The organism is Bradyrhizobium sp., from assembly GCF_049512235.1.
Taxonomy (GTDB): Bacteria; Pseudomonadota; Alphaproteobacteria; order Rhizobiales; family Xanthobacteraceae; genus Bradyrhizobium.
In genome coordinates, this window is sequence record NZ_JBEKXH010000573.1 from 1 (window position 1) to 3748 (window position 3748).

Annotated in this window: 4 protein-coding genes; 2 read left to right on the plus strand and 2 right to left on the minus strand. The window is 63.5% G+C overall.

Features of this window, described 5'->3' with window-relative positions:
* Positions 1–496: 496 nt before the first annotated feature.
* Both ABSG20_RS31940 and ABSG20_RS31945 read right to left on the minus strand, forming a co-directional pair.
* Positions 497–619, minus strand: a complete 123-nt coding sequence (locus ABSG20_RS31940; protein WP_423868443.1) for a DUF2442 domain-containing protein — start codon at positions 617–619, stop codon at positions 497–499.
* Positions 577–735 (minus strand): hypothetical protein, encoded by a 159-nt coding sequence (locus ABSG20_RS31945; protein ID WP_423868440.1) that lies wholly within the window; start codon positions 733–735, stop codon positions 577–579. Before ABSG20_RS31945 ends, ABSG20_RS31940 begins: the two co-directional genes overlap by 43 nt.
* A 256-nt stretch (positions 736–991) precedes the next feature.
* Here ABSG20_RS31945 and ABSG20_RS31950 point away from each other — a divergent pair, with 256 nt between their 5' ends.
* Together ABSG20_RS31950 and hrpB are read left to right on the plus strand one after the other, a co-directional pair.
* Positions 992–1369: a hypothetical protein gene (locus tag ABSG20_RS31950; RefSeq protein WP_423868441.1), complete on the plus strand. Its 378-nt coding sequence runs from the start codon at positions 992–994 to the stop codon at positions 1367–1369.
* A gap of 544 nt (positions 1370–1913) precedes the next feature.
* The coding region (hrpB, locus tag ABSG20_RS31955) for an ATP-dependent helicase HrpB (RefSeq protein WP_423868442.1) at positions 1914–3748 on the plus strand (1835 nt) is incomplete at its 3' end.

Genomic DNA, 3748 nt, shown 5'->3' on the forward strand with positions numbered 1-3748 from the left:
CGACCTCAATGTACATCCTGCCCTGCCATGTCCTGGCCACGCCCGACGCTGCCGCGTCCACCGCATCTCATCCCGCGTGTCTGACGATCGCGATACGCCCCTCATCTGGAACGAGACGGGTTGGTTATGAACTGATTCGAACAAAAAGGCAACAGAAATCTTTTTCTTCATGAGGATTGACAGCCCCGAATCACCAGATCTAGCGATCATCGAACCTCAGCAGCGGCGGGCGGCCGATAGTCCGCGACCGCGGTTCCGTTGCTGCGCGCGGCTCCAAGACTTCCTTATCGCATTGATGAGGCGAGAGACTGTTCCGACCTCACACGTCATCGCCCGACTTGATCGGGTGGTCCAGTACGCCGCGGCGGTGGAGGTGGAACGGTTCAGCACGCGAGAATGCCGCTGGCGCCGCGGTCAGATCGATCGAGCTCTGGAATACTGGGTCGCCCGGACAGGCCGGGCGACGACCATCTTGGTTGATGTCTGTTAGCCGGCGTCAGACGCTTGCCCTTCCCCGCAGCATCCCGGCGATGCCGAGGTCTTCGTCGAGATCGGACCAGTGAATCCCCATCGGCATCAGCTCGAACCGCCCGCGCGCCGCCTCGCTTGCGTCCCGCAGTTGCGGATACCAGTCGCGATCCTGCGGCCATCCGCCAGCGTCACCACCAGCTCATCGGCGGTGAAGGCAACCAGGACCGGCCTGATATCGCCGACATCAACTTCCAAAGTGCTCATGCCGTTTGCCTTGAAGAATAGCGCGCTGCGGTCGCAGGTAGCGGATAATAGCGCCGATCTCATGGGCGGGAAATCCCGCATTGGCCGCGATTGAGAGCCGTGCGGTTCGAGCGTGAGTCCGGTGTAATCCCAGCTACAGACTTGCCGCTACACCGCAATAACTAACGTTTGGTACCAGATTTAGACATGCGCCGAATGACGAGTTCATGGCAAAGTAACGCACGAGTAGTAGGTTTGGGGGAGAGAGGGACCCGACGTGAAGCGTTCCGCTATTTGGTTGTTGGCAATACTCGCCCTTGTCGCGGCGACTCTGTTTGTTTTTAGCCCGGCAGCGCTTCACTCTAGGCCGCCTCCAATCGCGCAGGGTGAGGATTGGTTTCATTTTGAAGCAGCCAGCAGAAAATTGACCGAGGTCTTGCAGTCAAAATTTCCCGTCGGGTCAAGAGATGACATTTTAAAATCGATTTTGCTAGACCAAGGATTTCGACCGGAGCAGAAAGATAAGAGGAAGAGAACGCTCGTATATGAGTGGGGCGGCCTTGGTTGCGTCGAATCTATCTCCGTCGTCTGGTCGAGCGATGAACTGGGCGCGTTGACCCATGTCGAGGGTAGCTACCACGGCGCGTGCCTCTGAATTTTCGGGCCGTATTTGACCTCGCACGACATGGCATTGACAGTCCCAGGACTGGCGCTCCCAAGCGCTTTGCTATCTTCGGCAGCGCGAGCACCCGCGTTGCGCACGGGAGGCTCTGGAATCGCCGATCAGGGGCCGTCAGAGTCTGCCTTGGGTCACGCCCCCCTGTTCAGCCGCTGGCAGCCGCACGATGTAGTTAGCCTCATCGCGCAACGTGATCAGCGAGCGTAGCGACCGCAGCCCGGATGAGCGAAGCGACATCCGGGGTCTTTGCATTTGCTGCCATTCCCGCATATTGCATGCGCTCATGCAGACTACTTGCTGGGTCGCTCGGTCATAGGCGAGCGGAAGCGACGCCGTCCTTCGGACGGCTATGCCGGGCGATGACAACCTTGCTCGATGAGGCGCCGCCGGCTTCTTCGGATTCGATTCGTCTGACCAGCTTTTGCCCATGCAAGACTGTGCAATCTCCTCTGCAAAAAATATTTTTCTTTATCGCTTACCCACATCGCAAAGACGTCTAAAAGGCGTTTCTACTTGCCCCATGGATCAATTCGTGCGCGCTTTCGACACGCCCCTTCCAATCGACGACGTCCTCGACGAGCTCTCGCGTACGCTTGCCGGCCACAATGCCGCGGTGCTGGTGGCGCCGCCCGGGGCCGGCAAGACCACGCGGGTGCCGCTGGCGCTGCTCGATTCACCTTGGCTGAACAACAAAAAGATCATCGTGCTGGAGCCGCGGCGGATCGCGGCGCGTGCCAGCGCCGGGCGGATGGCGCAGACGCTTGGCGAGCGGGTCGGCGAGACCGTCGGCTACCGGGTCCGGTTCGGCTCAAAGGTGTCGCGCGCGACCCGGATCGAGGTCGTTACCGAGGGCATCTTCTCGCGCCAGATCCTCGACGATCCGGAATTGTCCGATGTCGCAGCCGTGCTGTTCGACGAGTTCCACGAACGCTCGCTCGATGCTGACTTGGGCCTGGCGCTGGCGCGCGATGCGCAAACCGGTTTGCGGGAAGACCTTCGCATCCTGGTGATGTCGGCGACGCTGGACGGTGCGCGGGTGTCAAGACTGCTCGGCGCTTCGCCTGTCATCGAAAGCCTGGGCCGCAGCCATCCGGTCGAAACGCGGTACCTCGGCCGCAAGGCCGATGCGCCGCTGGAGCGGCAGATGGCGGATGCGATCGCAACCGCGCTGCGCGCCGATCCGGGCTCGGTGCTGGCCTTTCTGCCGGGTGCGGCGGAAATTCGCCGCACGCAAAATTTGCTCGCCGAGCGGATCCACGATGCCGGAATCGAGATCGTGCCGCTGTTCGGCGCGCTCGACGCCGCAGTGCAGGACCGCGCCATTGCACCGGCACCAAGGGGCGTCCGCAAGGTGGTGCTCGCGACCTCGATCGCGGAGACCTCGCTGACCATCGAGGGGGTGCGCATCGTCGTCGATTGCGGCATGGCGCGGGTGCCGCGCTATGAACCTGATATCGGCCTGACGCGGCTGGAAACCGTGCGCGCCTCGCGCGCCGCGGTCGACCAGCGCCGTGGCCGTGCCGGGCGGACCGAGCCAGGCGTTTGCTACCGGCTGTGGGACGAGCCGCAGACCGCGTCGCTTCCGGCCTATACCCAGCCCGAAATCCTGAGCGCCGATCTTTCCTCGCTGCTGCTCGATGTCGCGCAATGGGGGCTGAGCGACCCGACCACGCTTGCCTTTCTCGATGCCCCGCCGGCGCCCGCGCTGAAGGAGGCGAAGAGCCTGCTGCGCGATCTCGGCGCACTCGATGCTGATGGACGGATCACGGCGGAAGGCAAGAGCCTGCGCGCGCTGGCGCTGCCGCCGCGGCTGGCGCGAATGATTGTGGATGCGCATCGGCTCGGCGCCGGCGCCGAGGCCGCGGAGATCGCGGCCGTGCTGACCGAGCGCGGGCTTGGCGGCGACAGCGTCGATCTTGATGCCAGACTCGATCAATTCCGCCGCGACCGCTCGCAGCGTGCCGCGAGCGCGCGCAGCCTGGCGCAGCGCTGGGCCGCGCAGGTCAAGACGGACGAGGGGGCAGGGCGTCGTTCCCCGCAAGGGGGAGGGGAGCGGATAGAGCTTCCGCAAAGCAGGAAGGAGAACACCCCGGCCGGCGCTCCGGATCTCACCACTGGTGTCATGCTCGCATTGGCATTTCCGGACCGGGTCGCGCGCAACCGCGGCAATGGCAGTTTCTTGCTTGCCAACGGGCGTGGCGCTGCGGTCGATCAGGCCTTGGGGCTTTCGCGCGCGCCCTTCATCGCGGTCGCCGAACTCACCGGCACCGCCGCCCAGGGTCGCATCCTGCTGGCGGCGCCGATCGCGCAGGCCGACATCGAGTCAGGGTTCGCCGACAGAATCGAAATCAAGGA

What these genes read in the sequence shown, in the direction of transcription:
- ABSG20_RS31945 (WP_423868440.1), bottom strand. Translation starts at nt 735, where the DNA reads ATGAGCACTTTGGAAGTTGATGTCGGCGATATCAGGCCGGTCCTGGTT.